Source organism: Pseudomonas sp. CFII68, from assembly GCF_000416195.1.
GTDB classification, from domain to species: Bacteria; Pseudomonadota; Gammaproteobacteria; order Pseudomonadales; family Pseudomonadaceae; genus Aquipseudomonas; species Aquipseudomonas kilonensis.
Genome location: NZ_ATLN01000118.1, coordinates 1 through 17300, shown reverse-complemented (window position 1 = coordinate 17300; position 17300 = coordinate 1). Strand labels below are relative to the sequence as shown.

Here is a 17300-nt window from a genome sequence, read left to right as displayed (position 1 = left end):
AGCAAGCTTTGCTCCCACAGGTTTTGCTTTTACAGGTTTGGCTCCCACAGGTTTGCTTTTACAGGTTTGCTTTTACAGGTTTGGCTCCCACAGGCCTGTCCCCACAGGTATCTGTGTTTACGGCCCGAATTTTTTATCTGCCCTTATGGATTGCACATGGACCTGACCCCACGCGAAAAAGACAAGCTGCTGATCTTCACCGCTGGCCTCGTCGCCGAACGACGGTTGGCCCGTGGCCTGAAGCTCAACTACCCGGAGGCCATGGCCTATATCTCCGCCGCCCTGCTCGAAGGCGCCCGTGACGGCCAGACCGTGGCCGAGCTGATGCACTACGGCACCACGCTGCTGAGCCGCGAGCAGGTGATGGAAGGCATTCCGGAAATGATCCCCGAGATCCAGGTCGAGGCGACGTTTCCCGACGGCACCAAACTGGTCACCGTCCACCAGCCCATCGCCTGAGGCCACGCAATGACGCACCACGTCCGTGACGCCCAACTGGCAGACCTTCCAGCGATCCGCGATATCTACAACGACGCGGTACTGAACACCACCGCGATCTGGAACGAACAGGCCGTGGACCTGGGCAATCGCCAGGCGTGGTTCAGCGCCCGACAATCCCAAGGCTATCCGGTGCTGGTGATGGTCGACGCCGAGGAGAACGTGCTCGGCTACGCTTCATTCGGCGACTGGCGGCCTTTCGACGGTTTCCGGCACACCGTGGAGCATTCGGTCTACGTCTGCCGCGACCAGCGCGGCAATGGCCTCGGCCCGTTGTTGATGAGCGCATTGATCGAGCGCGCCAGGGGCTGCGGCAAACACGTGATGGTCGCCGCCATCGAGAGCGGCAATGCCGCCTCGATTCGCCTGCACGAGCGCGCCGGTTTCGTCACCACCGGGCAGATGCCCCAGGTGGGTACCAAGTTCGGCCGCTGGCTGGATCTGACTTTCATGCAGTTGGTCCTCAATCCCGGGGCGCAACCGCCCGTCTTCGACAAGGAGTGATGCCTATGAACCCCGCCCAGTTACGTCGTGTCCACGCTGAAAGCTTTGCGCATTATCGCCAGGGCCTGATCGATCTGTTGCTCGACGCCGTCGGATACGGCGCCAGCGTGGGGTTCCTGGCCGATCTCGATGCCGACCAGGCCCGCGCCTATTTCGACGAGGTCCAGGCCAGCCTCAACCAGGGCCACCTGCTGCTGTGGGTGGTGGTCAAGGATGAACAGGTGCAGGCCAGCGTCCAGCTTGCCCTGTGCCAGAAGCCCAACGGCCTCAACCGCGCTGAAGTGCAGAAGCTGCTGGTGCGCGGCGAGGCCCGCCGTCGTGGCCTGGGCCAGCAATTGATGAGTGCCCTGGAACTCGGCGCCCGCCAGCACAAGCGCGGCCTGCTGTACCTGGACACCCAGGCCGGCTCCGAGGCCGAGGCATTCTACCGGGCCATGGGCTACACCCGCGTCGGCGAGCTGCCCGACTACTGCCAGAGCCCGGACGGGACGTATACCGCGACCACCATTTACTACAAGACTTTGGGGCAACCGCAATGATTCCAGGGCAATACCAGGTCCAGCCTGGCGACATCGAACTCAACGTCGGTCGCCGCACGCTCACGCTGAACGTCGCCAACAGCGGCGACCGGCCGATCCAGGTTGGTTCGCACTATCACTTTTTCGAAACCAACGACGCCCTGACCTTCGACCGCGCCGCCAGCCGTGGCATGCGCTTGAACATCCCGGCCGGCACCGCGGTGCGCTTCGAACCGGGCCAGAGCCGCGAGGTGGAACTGGTGGACCTGGCCGGGCATCGCCGGGTGTTCGGGTTTGCCGGGCGGGTCATGGGCAACCTTTAGGTCTCACAAGCGGACGCAGAGCGTCCATGGCGGCATTCCCACGCAGAGCGTGGGAACGATCAGGAAACCTCAAGGCGAGCACATGAAGATTTCGAGACAAGCCTACGCCGACATGTTCGGCCCCACCGTCGGTGACAAGGTCCGCCTGGCCGACACCGAGTTGTGGATCGAAGTGGAAAAGGACTTCACCACCTACGGCGAAGAAGTGAAATTCGGCGGCGGCAAGGTGATTCGCGACGGCATGGGCCAGAGCCAGCTGCTGGCCGCCGAGGTCGTCGACACCTTGATCACCAACGCGCTGATCATCGATCACTGGGGCATCGTCAAAGCCGATGTCGGCCTCAAGGACGGACGCATCGCGGCCATCGGCAAGGCCGGCAACCCGGACATCCAGCCCGACGTGACCATCGCCATCGGCGCCAGCACCGAAGTGATCGCCGGCGAAGGCATGATCCTCACCGCCGGCGGCATCGACACCCACATCCATTTCATCTGCCCCCAGCAGATCGAAGAAGCGCTGATGAGCGGCGTCACCACCATGATCGGCGGCGGCACCGGTCCCGCCACCGGGACCAACGCCACCACCTGTACCTCCGGCCCATGGCACCTGGCGCGCATGCTCCAGGCCGCCGATGCCTTCGCGATGAACATCGGGTTCACCGGCAAGGGCAACGCCAGCCTACCGGAACCGCTGATCGAGCAGGTCAAGGCCGGGGCCATCGGCCTGAAGCTGCACGAAGACTGGGGCACCACCCCGGCCGCCATCGACAACTGCTTGAGCGTGGCCGACCAGTACGACGTGCAGGTGGCGATCCACACCGACACCCTCAACGAATCGGGCTTCGTCGAAACCACCCTCGCCGCCTTCAAGGGCCGCACCATCCACACCTACCACACCGAAGGTGCCGGTGGCGGTCATGCGCCGGACATCATCAAGGCCTGCGGCTTCGCCAACGTGCTGCCCAGCTCCACCAACCCGACCCGGCCGTTCACCCGCAACACCATCGACGAACACCTGGACATGCTGATGGTCTGCCATCACCTGGACCCGAGCATTGCCGAAGACGTGGCCTTCGCCGAAAGCCGCATTCGTCGCGAAACCATCGCCGCCGAAGACATTCTCCATGACCTCGGTGCCTTCTCGATGATCAGCTCCGACAGCCAGGCCATGGGCCGCGTCGGCGAAGTCATCACGCGCACCTGGCAGACCGCCGACAAGATGAAGAAGCAACGCGGCGCCCTGCCCGGCGACGGCGAAGGCAACGACAACTTCCGCATCAAGCGCTACATCGCCAAGTACACCATCAACCCGGCGATCACCCACGGCATCAGCCATGAAGTGGGTTCCATCGAAGTGGGCAAGTGGGCCGACCTGGTGCTGTGGCGCCCGGCGTTCTTCGGTGTCAAGCCGACGTTGATCCTCAAGGGCGGGGCGATAGCCGCCAGCCTGATGGGTGACGCCAACGCCTCGATCCCGACGCCACAACCGGTGCACTACCGACCGATGTTCGCAAGCTTTGGCGGCTCGCGGCATGCCACCAGCCTGACCTTCATCAGCCAGGCCGCCGCCGAGGCCGGGTTGCCGGAACAGCTTGGGCTGAAGAAGAAAATCGCCGTGGTCAAAGGCTGCCGCGATGTGCAGAAGACCGACCTGATCCACAACGACTACCTGCCGAGCATCGACGTTGACCCACAGACCTACCAGGTCAAGGCCGACGGCGTATTGCTGTGGTGCGAACCAGCTGAAGTGCTGCCGATGGCGCAGCGGTATTTCCTGTTTTGAGTTGAATCACACTGGGTATCCGGCCAACAGTTACATGTGGCGAGGGGATTTATCCCCGCTGGGCTGCACAGCAGCCCTAAAAAACTGATCACATCAACCTGATACATCGCGGTGGCCGGCTTTGGGGCTGCTTCGCAGCCCAGCGGGGATAAATCCCCTCGCCACAGGGTTCATTGATCCAGGCGGGAACGGGGTCGTCTTACAGGTCCGTGCTTTCCAGCAGGGCCTCCAGCTCCTCTTTGGTCAATAACTGGATCAGCTCCGCTTCCTTGACCTTGTGTTGCAAGCCCAGTGTCTCGGATTGGCTGACATAGTCGGGCTCCTCCAGGGTTCCGGCCGCTTTCGCCTCATCCAGCGCAAGCTGATTGGCGATGAGGGCATCATTCATCGCCTGGAAAAGGCTCGCGCGTTTTTGCTTCAGGTAATCGATCCAGAAGTCCCGGCCAACCAGCGACTGCAATTGCTTCGGTGAATCATCCAGCGCGATGATCTCGGCTGCCGCCGCATTGAGCATCTCTGTGGTAACGCCGGCCACCTGGATAAATCGCCCACCCTTGGGCTGTCCGGGCAGTTCCAGTCGATCCTTGAGGCCGACACGGTAGGCCAGGCGCACCTCTACTTCTTCGATCTGCCTGATGAGCAGGTTCTTTTGCGCGGTGGTGAGATCCCGGCGGGCATTGATCGTGTCACGCCGCTGCTGGATATCCTGCAGGGCAATGCGCTCCACCTCATCGAGGCGAAACAGCCCCTTGGCCAGCCGGATCAGCGCCACAGCCTCCTGTTCTCCCACCGTCAGGGCCTTGGCGTTGTGGATCATCAATTTGATTTCCAGGTAGCTGAAGGACAACGCGGCGCGATCCTCACACGCCGGCGCGCCAGCCAGGTCGAACAGTTCACGCCGCAACTCGGTGGAATCCCTGATCGCTTCAAGCATCTGCCAGACACGCGCCTGGAGGTCCGGATAATTTTCCACTTCCTGGTAGGAGCCGGCCAATCGGCTCAACAGCTGAAAAAACTCCCTGGACTGGGCTTCAGCCTTCAGGCTTTGCCACAACGCCTTTTTGTCCTGCAATTGCTCCGTGGGCAGGTCTCGCAACCATAAATCCACATTCGACAGCCTTTGCGCCGGGGCAGGCTCAAACGCGCCGGGCAAACGCAAGGCCACCCATTCGGGATGCAAGGGCAGGAGGTTCGTCCAGTAATCACGCAAGCGCTGCTGGGTCGCCTCGCTCAACGGATTGCCTTGGATCAGGGTCACGCCATTGACACGTGCCGTGGCATGAGCACGCTCGGCTGGCGGGGAAGTCAGATCAGCCGGCACATCGGTCAGTTGGTTGTTGCGTAAATCAATCTGTTCCAGCGGCTGATCGCGCAAACCGGTAGGCCAGGTGTCAATTCCAGTGTCCCTCAGACTCAATCCGCGCAGGTCGGTCAGAGGGCTGAAGTCCGGTAACCGGCCCAGCGAATTATGATCCAGATTGAGCATTTTCAGACTGGCACGCCCCTCCAGGATCTGAATGCCGCGGGGTGTCAGCCTGATTTGATTCGACCGCAACTGCAGCCTGGTCAAACTATTCATCAACCCCAGCGATGCAGGAATACCGGTCAACCTGTTGCTGGACATGTCCAACCAGCGAAGCGAGGAGAAGCCCGTGAGGAATCTGTCGCAGGAGGGTTCCGACAACCTCATGTCTCGAAGCTTTAGCGAGGCCACATGGCTAAAGTCGGCCGACAGGCCCGGCAACGTTCCTACGTCCTGCCCACTCAAATCAAGCTCATACCCGACCCTGCTGCCATCCACCGCCGTAACGACCGGCGTCTGGCGCCTCCAGCACCGTTTGATGCGCTCAGCCACCCCTTGCCTGATCGCTGGCGGCACCCGCCGGATACGATCATTACCCACATCCAGTATCAGGGGGAGGCTGGCCCAGTGATCCAGTTCCCGGCGCAGCGTATCCAACTCGATTTTACGCCGCTTGAGTTCCGGAACGGCTTCATCACCCAAGGACCGCAGCAGGCTCTGGACTTGCTCGCTCGTATAGTCCGGGTACAACTCCAGCACCCGACGTTCCCGCGATCGGCCCAGGCCCAGCCGCTCCCGTACCCCACTCATGGGATAGCCAACTTTGCCCGAAGCCAGGCGCATCGGCGACTTGAAGGAGGGTTTGAGCGGTTGCATTTTCAAGACCTGCGCCAGCGCGGCTCGGCCTAATGGCGTTGAACCAATAGCCGCTTGCAAGAGATTGCCCTGATGAATCGAAGGCCGGCCCATGGCCTGACGCTCGGCATCCGGGAGGGCATGCTGCAAGGCATCGTAGAGACTCCCCCAGTGGCTCAGGTCATTGCCTTTGTCGTCAAAGGCCTTGTAACGCTCATCGTCCTTGACCACGATCTTGGTCTGCGTCGGGTCTTGTGGCCCGATACTCCCGATCACAACGCCTGAAACGTCATCTTCGCGCAGCTCGATGCGCACCGTATCACTCCAACCGGGCAAGGTTTTCAAGGTCGCCAACGCCAACCGAGGCGTGTCAGCCGTGGCCAGCGTTTCACGGTGTAAACCTTCGTATGCCCGGTTCAAACGCAGCGCTCGCTGGTAGTCACGCAGCTCCTCGGCGATGCGCAGTGGGATGGGTTTGGTCTGGGTGGCATCCGTGAAGTCCCAAGCGGCCATCTGCTGATGCTCGGTCGGGCTGGCAAACGCTACTATCTGGTCGATTGCCGCCGCCGGAACCGAGGGGAAACGGGATTTGATCAGCGTTGCACGCGGGTCGCTCGACACGTCACCTTTGGCGTAATGATCGTTGAACAGTTGCACCTTTTCACGCGCCACCACGGCGGCGAGATTTTTGCGCAACTGCCGGACCCGAGCGTCCATATTCGTTTTCGCAATCGCCGGGGTCGTACCGACCAACAGGTCGCCCCCCGCAGCATCCACCGCCTGGATCAGATTCTTCAGCACCGAAGGCGTGCGGACTTTCCCCTCGGGGATGATGACATCTCGAACCGGGGCGCACCCTTCCGATGGACGCGCATATTCCCAAAGCGTCTTGCCCGAACCGTCGACCACCATCAATCTCAGCCCCTTTGGCCAAGGACCGTAGCCAGCGAGTAGATGCAGCTGGGTCATCGGATCGGCTGCTTCATACCGCAGCGGGTCTTCGCTTTGCAGTTGCTCAATGAAACGGTCGACTTGTCGGCACAGGTCGAAGCGCTTGATCGTGTCGGCCAGCAAAGCAGGCATCGGCTCGCCCTCGACATGCAGCCGCCGCAGCACCTCCTCGCTCGTACCACTGGCCGTACGGATCTGCTCCAGATCAGCGTCACTGAAGTCCTTGACGCAATGGCCGAGTCGGCGCATCAACCTCGCCCCCTCCCAGCTTCGCGGCTGTTCCAGTTCATGGCTCCAGGCACCGCTGCCGTTGTCCGTCAGCCCGGGCTGATAAGCGTCCGGCCCCCGGGAAGGGTGACGAATGCGATAGCGCTGGGTCGTCGGATCCTGTTGCACCTCGTAATGCTGGCCGTCCAGCGGCACAACGTCCCGGCCATCGACCCGGTACAGCCCTTGATCATCCGGAACCGAGGTCGCGGGGGGTTCCCGCACACTCTGATAAGGCGTCAGGTCGGGGCGCCAGAGGCGTGATTCACCGTTGGCCAGTTGCACCGGCTCCAACTGATCCACCGTGCTCGACCATTGAATGTGCGGCAACACCGCCGCGCCGGTGGCGACGAATGCCGTGTTGAGGGCCACGCTTGAGAAGTGCGCCCACATTTCCCGGGTCTCCCCACGTTCGAACGCTTCGATGCCCTCGAACGCTTCGTTGAACATCTGCACGGCGCCTACCGTCAGCATCAGCGGTCCAAGCCCTGGCACCACGAACGCTGCCAGGTTGAAGACATCGATCACGGCATCCAGGTAACTGTCCAGCCGCGCCAGACGCGCTTTCTTGTCCTCATCACCGGTGGGCACCGCCACCGCCCGGGCATCGACCTGGATCTTCTGGATCTGCCTGAGACGCAGCGATTCCCATAAAGGTTCGGGAAAGGCTGCCGTTGCCATGGGCAGATTCCGCAACGACGATTTGAGAGGGAAATCGACCTGATCATCTGCCTCTGCGGAAGATTGATAGAGGTGGTTGAACTGCTCGAAAAAAGCGCCTTGCTGACGCAACGGCACAAAACGACTGAAGAATCGCCGGTAAGCGATACCGTGCAGGCGCCGCCGAAGATCGACCATGAATTCAGCGCTGGACGCATATTCCTTGAGAGGCTGTTCGGGATCGCCCGGCATATAGGCCACGACCCGCTCCACCCGGCGACTGCTTTCACGGTCGGGGCCGATCAGCACCGGACCAACCAGCTCGATACCGAAAATGCTCAATGAGGTGAACGTCACCGCCCGGCCATCAAGCAAGATCGCGCGTTGGTCGCTGACCACTTGCTGCAACATTCGGTAGACGGCCACGCTGATGTCGCCCTTGGCCCTGGCCACCTCGACACACAACGCCAATCCCTCTTTGTGATGGTCGCGCAGTTGGCGATCCAACTGGCTGCGTACCTCGTGGTTGATCGGCCGTACGATGGCGTTGATGTGTTCTTGATACCGGCGTCCCAGGTCCAGTTTGCGGCACAGCCGGGCAAAGGCCTCGGGCGCGATCGGCAACTCCCCGGCGCGAAAGGCGTTGATAGAAGGCATAACCTCGCCACCATAAAACGGACGCACCGTGGTAATGAGGCTGCAGTCGGTGCAGCCGGGTTTGTTCTCTTCGTCGGGATCGAAATTGGCCAGCGCGGCCTCCAACAGCGAAGTTCCGCGGTATTCGTAGCGATCGAAATGACTGCCCTCGTTATCGAGGACGAGCGCGCCAAAAAAATCATCGCGCATCTTGAGTCCGTACTTGCGGACGAAATACACCTGGTTGACGTTCAGTGTTTGCTTGAATTCAGTCTGGATCGCCTGGGCAAGCAGCGGCTCGGCAAAGGCGCGGAGGTCCTGGATGTTGCCCAGCACATTGTCGATCTGGTTCAGGGTTTCGCGGTAGCGGGAGTGACTGTGCTTGAGGCTGGTTCTGGTTTCGTGGGAAGTCTTCACGTACCAGTCTGGAAGTTCCAGCTCATGGTCGCTCAGCGCCTGCTGACGCTGCACGATAGCGCCGCTGTACCAGCCGGGAATACGGGCCTTGAGCAGGTCCAAGTGCAGGCCGCGGCTTTCGGGGCGCACAGGGCCAAGAATCGGTTCTGGCATATCGGGTCATCCTTGAGGGTGGAAAACCCGAGCCTAACCAGCCTTTGAGCGGTGAGTGCGGTAACTATTTATCGCTTTTCTCGACCCGAATGTCGTCCAGGCCCGCCGCTTTCATTCCACCCAACGCCCCAGTTGCTGACGCAGCCGACGGTTCTCGGCCCGCAGTTGCTGGACTTCTTCCAGCAGGTCCAGCGCCAGGGCGACGCCTTCCCACTCCAGGTCCAGGTCGTGTCGCAGCTTCGCGGCACGCTTGGCCAGGGCCAGTTCGTAATCGGTAAAACGCCAATCCGTCGGGGCCGCGCCGTGGGGTTCAAGGATGCCATGCTCGACGATTTCGATCACATGGACATCGGCCAATGCGGCGGCTTCACAGAATTCCAGCAGGTTCAGTTCAATGATCGGGTTGCTCATGGTCTGCTTCTCCCAATGCTGTAACTGTCGAGTCTAGCCCCGCCTACCCTTGTGAACGGGATCTGTGGGAGCAAAGCTTGCTCGCGACAGAGGTGCCTCAATTCCTGGAGATCGAGTTGCATTCATCGCGGGCAAGCCTTGCTCCCACATTTGATGTGTTCAGAAATTCTCCCGCGGATCGAACGCGGCTTTCTTCGCCAGTTCCGCCCACAACGCCTTGACCGCCTCGTCGCTGGTCTTGGGCATCACGGCCTTGAGTTGCACGAACAGGTAGCCGCGCTCGCCGGCCTTGTTGCGCAGGCCGTGGCCCTTGGCGCGCATGCGCTGGCCGTTCTGGCTGCCGGCCGGGACCTTGAGGTTGATCTTGCCGGTGAGGGTCGGCACCGCCACTTCCGTACCCAGCGCCAATTCCCACGGTGCCAGGGGCAAGGTGATGATCAGGTCCTGGCCTTCGACGTCGAACTTGGGGTGCGGCGCGAAGCGAATGGTCAGGTACAAATCGCCATTGGCGCCGCCACCGATACCTGGCGCACCCTGGCCCTTGAGGCGGATGCGTTCGCCGTCGGTCACGCCCAGTGGGATCTTCACGTTCAGGCTTTTGCTGGTGTTGCTCACATGCTGGCCGGCCGCGTTGTACTGCGGCACCTGGAAGCTGACCTTTTTCGACTCGCTCGACAGGGTCTCTTCCAGGAAGATCGGTAATTCCATTTCCACGTCTTGCCCTCGACGGCCGGCGCTGCGACCTGACTGTCCGCCACCGAAACCCGGCCCGCGATTACCAAAAATCGAACTGAAGAAGTCCGAGAAGTCGCCGGTGTCCTGGCCGCCAAAACCACCACGGCTCTGCCAACCCGGCGGGCCCTGGAACGGCTGGCCGTGCTGGCCGTAGCGGCGCAGGTCGTCGTATTCGGCGCGTTTGTCGGCGCTTTTCAGCGCTTCATAGGCTTCGGAGACGTCCTTGAACTTGGTTTCGGCGTCCTTTTCCTTGCTCACATCCGGGTGGTACTTGCGCGCCAGTTTGCGATAGGCGGCCTTGATCGTGGCGTCGTCGGCCGTCGGCTCGACACCCAGGATCTTGTAATAGTCTTTGAAGTCCATTGAAGGATCACCATCCGTTATCGATATAGCACCGCCATGCACAGCATGCTCGTGGTACAAGCCCCGGAGTTTGACCAATCTCAAGGTTTGTGACCGGGCGGCGCTTCAGAAGTTTATCGGCAGCCGGTGGCGGTTCTTGTACCGCCGTGTGCTACCAGGCCCATGCCAGCAAGTTTGGGGGTATAAGGGCCGCTTTCAAGGCCGACGATTGCGAATTAGCGGATAACCGGCCTTCGAATCCGCCTCGCACTGACATACACTGCGCGGCCGTTTTTTCAACTGGAACCCGAAAGACATGAAAAACGCATCCCCGGCCCGTGCCTGCGGCATCGACTTTGGCACGTCCAACTCCACTGTCGGCTGGCTGCGCCCCGGCATGGAAACGTTGATCGCGCTGGAGGATGACAAGATCACCCTGCCCTCGGTGGTCTTTTTCAATCTCGAGGAGCGCCGTCCGGTGTATGGCCGCCTGGCCCTGCACGAATACCTGGAAGGCTATGAAGGCCGGCTGATGCGCTCGCTCAAGAGCCTGTTGGGCTCCAAGCTGATCAAGCACGACACCAGCGTGTTGGGCACGGCCATGCCGTTCAAGGATCTGCTGGGGCTGTTCATCGGCCAATTGAAGAAACGCGCCGAAGACACCGCCGGTCGGGAATTCGAAGAAGTGGTGCTGGGGCGCCCGGTGTTTTTCGTCGACGACGATGAAATGGCCGACCAGGAAGCGGAAAACACCTTGGTGGACGTCGCCCGCGCCATCGGTTTCAAGGAAGTTTCCTTCCAGTACGAGCCTATCGCAGCGGCATTCGACTATGAATCGACCATCGAGAAAGAAGAGCTGGTGCTGATCGTCGACATCGGCGGCGGTACTTCGGACTTCTCCCTGGTGCGCCTGTCCCCCGAGCGGCGCACCCACGACAACCGCCACGCCGACATCCTCGCCACCGGTGGCGTGCACATCGGCGGGACCGATTTCGACAAGCAACTCTCGCTGGCCGGCCTGATGCCGCTGTTCGGCTACGGCAGCCGCATGAAAAGCGGCGCCTACATGCCCACCAGTCACCACATGAACCTGGCGACCTGGCACACCATCAACGCGGTGTACTCGCAAAAATCCACCCTGGCCCTGGGCAGCATGCGCTACGACATCGAAGACACCGGCGGCATCGACCGGCTGTTCAAGCTGATCGAACAGCGCGCCGGGCACTGGCTGGCGATGGAAGTGGAAGAAACCAAGATCGAGCTGACCCACGCCGACCAGCGCCACGTGCCGCTGGACCGGATCGAGCCAGGCCTGAGCGTGGACCTGAGCCGGGCCTTGTTCGAGTCGGCCATCGACGGCTTGCTGGAGCGGGTACGCGGCAGCGTCACGCAGTTGCTCAACGATGCCAACGTGCGGGTCGATCAGGTCGACACGGTGTTCTTCACCGGCGGTTCCAGCGGCATCCCGGCGCTGCGCAACAGCGTCTCGGCGATGCTGCCCCAGGCGCGGCATGTGGAAGGCAATATCTTCGGCAGTATCGGCAGCGGGTTGGCGATCGAGGCGATGAAGCGGTACGGCACTCAGGCCTGATCCCAGACCGAGGTGCGCCTTTCGCGAGCAAGCCCGCTCCCACACTTGAACCGCACTCTTCCTGAAGGAACTCGGTCAAACTGTGGGAGCGGGCTTGCTCGCGAAGGCGTCAGATCAGACAACACACCCCTTGGATCAGACCATCCCCACCTGCTTCAACTCACTCTTGAGGTACGCATAATAAATCGGTCCCGCCACCACCCCCGGCAGGCCGAATGCGGCTTCGAACACCAGCATCGCCATGAGCAACTCCCAGGACTTGGCGCTGATCTGCCCGCCGACGATACGTGCGTTGAGGAAGTATTCGAGCTTGTGGATCACGATCAGGTAACCCAGCGCCGCGACCGCCACCCAGATCGACAACGACAAGGCGACGATGGTGATCAGGGTGTTGGACATCAGGTTGCCAATGACCGGCAGCAGCCCCAGCAGGAACGTCATCACGATCAGGGTCTTGGTCAACGGTAGCTGGATGCCGAACAGCGGCAGCACCACCGCGAGGAAAATCCCGGTGAAGAAGGTGTTGAGCAGGGAAATCTTGATCTGGGCGAAGACGATGTTGCGAAACGCCTTGACCAGCAGGTTCAGCCGATCGAACAGCGCCGCGGCCAGGGGTTTGCGCTTGGTCAGGTCGGGGATGCGCTGCAGGGCAACGATGGCCCCCAGCACCATGCCGATCAGCAACGTCACGAACATGTGAGCCGCGTCCTTGCCCACCAGTTGCAGATCACTAAGGTGCTTGCTCACCCAGTCACCGATCGCCACCCGGAACTCGGCGGCGCTGGCCGGCAGGTAAGCGTCGATGAACGGCGGCAATTGCCCACGGGCGCGGTCGACCACCGCCATGAACTTGTCCAGGGACGCGCCTGGGTTTTCCGCTTCATGCAGCAGGAAACTGAAGGCACCGGCGAAGATCAACGTCAGCACACTGACCACCAGCGTGCCCAGCAACGCCACCGCCAGCCAGCGAGCGCGGCGGCCTTCGATCAATCGCTGCAACTGCGGGGTGAGCATGTTGACCAGTTCGAACACCAGCAGCCCGGCCAGCAAACTCGGCAACAGACGCAACGGCAGCACCAGCAACAGCCCACCAAAAATGATCACCCAACTGATCACCAACAACACATGACGCTGAGAAAACGTTGGCATACAGCCTCAGGACAAAACGGCGTGAAAGGATCGGCAGTCTGCCAGCCTTCCACTGGCAGCACTAGGGATTGTATCGGCCGACCTTCGTCGCAGTTCAGGGTTTTTTTTGCGGTGGCTGTGCCGGCCCCATCGTCGGAACGCCGCCCGGAGCAAGCTCGCTCCCACCCTGGACCGGGCAATACAGACCCACCAGTGGGAGCGAGCTTGCTCCGGGCGGCGATCCGACGATAGGGCTCATGGGCTCAACGCTTATTTTTTCTTCAGGCACTCACTCATGAACGCCTTGCGGGCATCGCCCTTCAACGCCTGGGTGGTGGCGGTGGCGTTGCAGGTTTTCATGCGATCCTGCGGGGTAGCCTTGAGGCAAGTGCTCATGAAGGCTTTGCGCTCGTCGCCCTTGAGGGCCTTGGCGGTGGCGTCGGCGTTGCAGGTGGTCATCTTGGTCTGCTGCGCCGTCTCGGCGAAGCTCTGGGAACACAGCAATAAACCGATCATCAACAAAGGCACACGCAGCATCTTCATGGTGTTTCTCCTGGCTGCCACACGAGAGGGTGGCGATGAGGTGCAGTGTAGACAAAGCCTGTTACACCTTCACCCAAGAGATTCTCAGTGCCTGAACTACCGCTTTCGCGAGCAAGCCCGCTCCCACAGGGGACCGCATTCTTCCTGAAGAAACTCGGTCGAATGTGGGAGCGAGCCTGCTCGCGATGAACGATAACGCGGTCCTACGGGCTACAACCCGGCCGCCTTCAACCGCTCGGCATGCTCGACAAACAACCGGATCGGATCAGCCCCCTTGCCCACCAGCCCCAGCGACTGGTTGACGATGTCGAAGTGGTCCAACGGATAGTCATCGCCGATGACCGTGCCTAGGTGCGAGCTGTAGCGTCCGACCATGCCGTCGCATTGCCCCGCCTCCCTTACAAAGGTGCGAGCAAATAAACGGCAACTGCGGTTGGTGCCGTCGAACAGGTTGCGCCCCTTGTCGGTCTTGCCCGGCTGCAAGGTGCCGGACCACGAGTAATAGCGCACGCCATTGACCTCTTCCGGCCCATTCCCGCCCCAGGTAACCGGCAGGCCCTGTGGATAACGTTGGTTGAACACCCCCACCCCGGCGGTGGTCAGGGAGGCGTGGGAAGCGTGGACATCTACCGGCAGCTTCGGCCCGCGATAGCCGGTGTCCAGCAGGCTCATCAGGGCGCTGATCAGCCGCAGCACGGCACTGAGCACACGCCCCTTGGCACTGTCGGCGGGGTAGTGGAGTTGCAGGTAATCGGCCAGTTCGGAACCGTGGTTGGTGCCGGCCACCGATGTGACCGACGCCACCAGGTCCGGGCGCTTGGCGGCTGCATAGCGGGCGGTGAGGCTGCCTTGGCTGTGGCCGATCAAATTGACCTTCTGCGCACCGGTTTGCCGCAGGATCTCCTCGATCCGTGCCAGCAATTGCTCGCCGCGCACCTCGGAAGAATGCAGCGGCGAAACCTTCACCGCCACGACCACGGCCCCGCCGCGACGCAACGCCGAGACGATCCCATACCAGTACGGATACAGCACCAGGCGTATGAACCCGAGCATGCCCGGAACCAGTACCAGCGGGTAACGAGTGGCGCAGCGCTGCGACATGGCGACATCCTTGTGATCAAGAGGGTCAGCATCGGTACCGATGATGACCAGTCTATGACACCCAGATGAATCCGTGGCGAGGGCGCTTGCTCCCGTTAGGCTGCGCAGCAGCCCCTCTCAGAAGGACCGCGCCAAGGCCAGCAAACGCTCCTCGGCCTCGGCGCAGGACAACGCAAAGCTGCGCTCGGCCGATTCTTCGCCTTCGGCCGCCACCACCGTCACATCGCTGATGCCGATAAACCCCAGGACGGTGCGCAACAGTGTGTCGGCGTGATTCATGCTTTCCAACGGGCCGCCAGGCCCGAAACCGAAATCGCCGCGACTGGTCACGATCAGGGCTTTCTTGCCCTGCAACAGCGGCTCGTAGTGCGACACGCCGTTATCCAGGCTGTGGTTGAACGTCAGCCCGATGCGCACGATCTGGTCGATCCAGGCCTTCACGCCGCTGGGCACGCTGAAGTTGTGCATGGGCGCGGAGATCACCAGTCGGTCATGGGCTTGCAACTCCTCGACCAAGGCATCGCTCAGGGCCAGGTCCGCTTGCATGATCAACGGTCGAGCCTGGGGCTCAGGGTAGAACGCCGCGGCGATGAACGCTTCGTTGACCGGCGCAATCACCGTCCGTCCAACTTCGCGACGGGTCAATTGGGATTGTGGATGGGCGGCCTGCCACGCTGAAACAAAGGCCTCGGCCAAGCGCCGGGAATGAGAGCGCTCGCCACGGGGACTGCCATGTACTACAAGAATCTTGCTCATCTGAATATCCTTTATCCGGCTACAATCGACACTGCTTGTGCCCTTCAGCTTGAAGCCCAGCGCTGCTGACAGACAAATGAGCGCTAATTCATCAAGATGAATTAATTTCATCCATAGTATTTTCAGGAGAGTTCAGATGTTCGCCAACCTGCCGCTCAACGCCCTGCGCGCCTTCGAGGCTGCCGCGCGGTTGCTCAGCTTCAAGGCGGCTGCGGCGGAGCTGTCGGTGACGCCTACGGCGGTCTCCCATCAGATTCGATCCCTGGAGAGCTGGCTGGGGCTGGCGCTGTTCGAACGCCTGCCACGCCAGGTACGCCTCACCGACGGCGGGCAACGCTTGTTCCACAGCCTGCATGGGGCGTTGCTGGAAGTGGCACAAAGCGTCGACACCCTGCGCCCGCAACGCAGCACCAGCCACCTGACACTGTCCACCACCGCAGCGTTTGCCGCCCTGTGGCTGGTGCCTCGCCTGGGGCGTTTTTATGCGCGTCACCCGAACATCAACGTGCGCCTGGACACCCACTGCGAGGTGATCGACCTGCACCAGGACGCCAGCGTCGACCTGGTGGTGCGCTACAGCCTGGACGCCTATCCGAACCTCTACGGTATGTGCCTGTTCGATGAAAGCTTCGGGGTCTATGGCTCGCCTGAACAGGTAGCGCTGGCAGCACGGCAGGTGCCGACGCTGATCAGCGTGCATTGGCACAACTCCAAGCTGTACGCCCATGGTTGGGATGCCTGGTGCGCCCAGGCCGGGGAAACCTGGCTTACCCGGCAGCCATGCATGCGCGAGTACGACGAGGAGCATTACGCCTTGCAAGCGGCGATTGCCGGGCAGGGCCTGGTGCTGGCGAGCAATATCCTGGCTTCCGAAAGCATCGCCAGTGGTTTGCTGGTGGGCTATCGCCCAGACATCCAGGTCAATGGCGCCGGCTACAGCGCCCTGTGCGTCCCGGGCCGCGAACGCCACCCGCCGGTGCGGGCGTTCTTCCAGTGGCTGGGGGAGGAAGCACGGCTGTCCGGCTATGCACTGAAAAACTCGGTAAAACTTTTTCAGGACCGTGTCACTCAGACCTAGAGTGATCGCGCCATCAGAGCGTGACGCTCCCACCGGGTCAGCCTCCAGGAGAACGAGATGAGCGACATGCACTTATCCGATGTAACCACCCTGCGCGAACGTGCACGGCAGAACGTGCAGAACGGTGCAGTGACCGAAGGCTACGGCGCCGATCAGCAGGAAGTTGTCCGCCTGCTCAACGAAGCACTGGCCACCGAACTGGTCTGCGTGCTGCGCTACAAGCGCCACTACTTCATGGCCACCGGCCTCAAGGCCAGCGTGGCGGCCAATGAATTCCTCGAACACGCGAACCAGGAAGCCGAACACGCCGACAAACTTGCCGAGCGCATCGTGCAGTTGGGCGGCGAGCCGGAGTTCAACCCCGACCTGTTGACTCGCAGCTCCCACGCCCAGTACGTGGCGGGCAACACCCTCAAGGAAATGGTGTACGAGGACCTGGTGGCCGAACGCATCGCCATCGACAGCTATCGGGAAATCATCCAGTACATTGGCGAAAAAGACCCGACCACCCGGCGCATCTTCGAAGACATCCTGGCCCAGGAAGAAGAGCATGCCGATGACATGGCCGATATCCTCGCCGACCTCTGATACACCTCGCTTCGGCGCAATCCTCCCTGTGGGAGCGGGCTTGCTCGCGAAAGGGCCCTAAGCATCACAGCAATCCGTCGGCTACCGGGTCGGCTTGACCGTCACCGGCGCCTTGCCCGCCTTCATCTGCTCCAGCAGCGGCGCGCACTGGTTCGGCTC

The 17300-nt window shown here is 61.6% G+C and carries 15 protein-coding genes; 8 read left to right on the top strand and 7 right to left on the bottom strand.

All coding sequences use genetic code 11. The features are described from left to right. Positions 1–156: 156 nt before the first annotated feature. The 5 genes from ureA (at position 157) to ureC (ending at position 3626) form a co-directional block, all read left to right on the top strand. On the top strand, positions 157–459 hold the full coding sequence (ureA, locus tag CFII68_RS05380) for an urease subunit gamma (RefSeq protein WP_003197350.1): 303 nt from the start codon (positions 157–159) through the stop codon (positions 457–459). Between the two features lie 9 nt (positions 460–468). Further along, positions 469–1002: a GNAT family N-acetyltransferase gene (locus CFII68_RS05385; protein ID WP_018611884.1), complete on the top strand. Its 534-nt coding sequence runs from the start codon at positions 469–471 to the stop codon at positions 1000–1002. A gap of 5 nt (positions 1003–1007) precedes the next feature. Further along, positions 1008–1541, top strand: coding sequence for an N-acetyltransferase (locus tag CFII68_RS05390; protein ID WP_018611882.1), 534 nt, complete (start codon positions 1008–1010; stop codon positions 1539–1541). Further along, positions 1538–1843 carry an urease subunit beta gene (locus tag CFII68_RS05395; RefSeq protein WP_003197343.1) on the top strand — a complete coding sequence of 102 codons (306 nt, stop codon included), beginning with the start codon at positions 1538–1540 and terminating at the stop codon, positions 1841–1843. The genes CFII68_RS05390 and CFII68_RS05395 overlap by 4 nt, the downstream gene beginning before the upstream one ends. A gap of 82 nt (positions 1844–1925) precedes the next feature. After that, a complete protein-coding gene (ureC, locus tag CFII68_RS05400; protein WP_018611880.1) occupies positions 1926–3626 on the top strand; it encodes an urease subunit alpha in 1701 nt (566 codons plus the stop codon). A gap of 199 nt (positions 3627–3825) precedes the next feature. Here the strand turns inward: ureC and CFII68_RS05405 are convergent, their stop codons facing one another. The 3 genes from CFII68_RS05405 to CFII68_RS05415 all read right to left on the bottom strand — a co-directional run bounded on the left by CFII68_RS05405 (position 3826) and on the right by CFII68_RS05415 (position 10377). Further along, entirely contained in the window at positions 3826–8868 is a 5043-nt protein-coding gene (locus CFII68_RS05405; RefSeq protein WP_018611878.1) for an NEL-type E3 ubiquitin ligase domain-containing protein, read from the bottom strand. A 111-nt stretch (positions 8869–8979) separates the two neighbouring features. Further along, a complete protein-coding gene (locus tag CFII68_RS05410) occupies positions 8980–9279 on the bottom strand; it encodes a chaperone modulator CbpM (RefSeq protein WP_018611876.1) in 300 nt (99 codons plus the stop codon). Positions 9280–9438: 159 nt separating this feature from the next. Continuing rightward, positions 9439–10377, bottom strand: coding sequence for a DnaJ C-terminal domain-containing protein (locus CFII68_RS05415; protein WP_018611874.1), 939 nt, complete (start codon positions 10375–10377; stop codon positions 9439–9441). Between the two features lie 295 nt (positions 10378–10672). Between CFII68_RS05415 and CFII68_RS05420 the strand changes: the two genes are divergently transcribed. Beyond that, a complete protein-coding gene (locus tag CFII68_RS05420; RefSeq protein ID WP_018611872.1) occupies positions 10673–11947 on the top strand; it encodes an Hsp70 family protein in 1275 nt (424 codons plus the stop codon). 135 nt (positions 11948–12082) lie between these two features. Here the strand turns inward: CFII68_RS05420 and CFII68_RS05425 are convergent, their stop codons facing one another. The 4 genes from CFII68_RS05425 to CFII68_RS05440 form a co-directional block, all read right to left on the bottom strand. After that, on the bottom strand, positions 12083–13096 hold the full coding sequence (locus tag CFII68_RS05425) for an AI-2E family transporter (protein ID WP_014336346.1): 1014 nt from the start codon (positions 13094–13096) through the stop codon (positions 12083–12085). Positions 13097–13345: 249 nt separating this feature from the next. Then, positions 13346–13618 carry a PsiF family protein gene (locus CFII68_RS05430; protein WP_018611870.1) on the bottom strand — a complete coding sequence of 91 codons (273 nt, stop codon included), beginning with the start codon at positions 13616–13618 and terminating at the stop codon, positions 13346–13348. Between the two features lie 210 nt (positions 13619–13828). Next, on the bottom strand, positions 13829–14719 hold the full coding sequence (locus CFII68_RS05435) for a triacylglycerol lipase (protein WP_018611868.1): 891 nt from the start codon (positions 14717–14719) through the stop codon (positions 13829–13831). Between the two features lie 117 nt (positions 14720–14836). Then, positions 14837–15475, bottom strand: coding sequence for an FMN-dependent NADH-azoreductase (locus CFII68_RS05440; protein WP_018611866.1), 639 nt, complete (start codon positions 15473–15475; stop codon positions 14837–14839). A gap of 136 nt (positions 15476–15611) precedes the next feature. Here CFII68_RS05440 and CFII68_RS05445 point away from each other — a divergent pair, with 136 nt between their 5' ends. Continuing rightward, positions 15612–16553 carry a LysR substrate-binding domain-containing protein gene (locus CFII68_RS05445; protein WP_018611864.1) on the top strand — a complete coding sequence of 314 codons (942 nt, stop codon included), beginning with the start codon at positions 15612–15614 and terminating at the stop codon, positions 16551–16553. A gap of 57 nt (positions 16554–16610) precedes the next feature. After that, entirely contained in the window at positions 16611–17141 is a 531-nt protein-coding gene (locus tag CFII68_RS05450; protein ID WP_018611861.1) for a bacterioferritin, read from the top strand. Positions 17142–17300: the final 159 nt, after the last annotated feature.